The following is a 780-nucleotide window of genomic DNA, read 5'->3' as shown; positions in this document are numbered from 1 at the left end:
ACCTTCTTTTATACCTTGTTTTATACCTTCTGTCTTAGCACTACTTATCATATTAGCTCTCTCATGTAGTGATTTTTCTCTCGCTTTATATAAAGCTATAGTTTTCTCATCACTACTTAGATATTCTAATCTCTTTTCTACTTTTCTAATATCTGAATCCAATTCCATCAACTCCTCTAATTTTTCTTCTGAAATATCTTTATTAAGGAAAGTCAACCATCTTTGAAGTCTATCTTCTTTCAAATTCTTCTGCTCTAATTTATTGAACTTTGCAATCTCAACAAAGTGTATTTCAACTAAATCTGTAAGCATATAATCTTTCTCTTCGTCTTCCCATAGATGAAATTTACTATGGAATTTTTCTAATTCGATGTATTCAAAATCCATAATATTTATAGTAATAACCTTAGATAAATTCTGATAATCTTCACCCTTGCTAATAGTTTGATTAAATAACCTTCCCCAGTAAAATAAAGTCCTCTTATCCATATTATGTTGATTGGTTAATTGCACCTCAATATCTATTTGTGTTCCATCTTCTGTCTTAGCCCTTACATCAAGTATAGACGTTTTATCATCAATTAATTCTCTAGTCAATTCATTATTATCTATTATTTCTAATGTAACTAACCTATCCCTGTCTTTTCTATCTAAAACTGCATTCAAAAACGCAATTAAATTATCTTTTACTTCATTTTCCCCAAAAAGTTTTTTAAATATAAAATCATTTAATGGCTTCAATCTTTTCATTATATCACTCCTTTCTATATCTATATTATA

Annotated in this window: 1 protein-coding gene; it reads right to left on the bottom strand. The window is 27.8% G+C overall.

Features of this window, described 5'->3' with window-relative positions; genetic code table 11:
* Window positions 1–750 (bottom strand): Rpn family recombination-promoting nuclease/putative transposase (locus ACVHXK_RS18665; RefSeq protein ID WP_461207916.1); only part of this gene is annotated, 750 nt, incomplete at its 3' end.
* Window positions 751–780 lie beyond the last annotated feature (30 nt).

This window comes from Clostridium sp. DL1XJH146, assembly GCF_054819755.1.
Note: the sequence above shows the minus strand (reverse complement) of the source record. Positions and strands in the feature narration are given on the sequence as shown.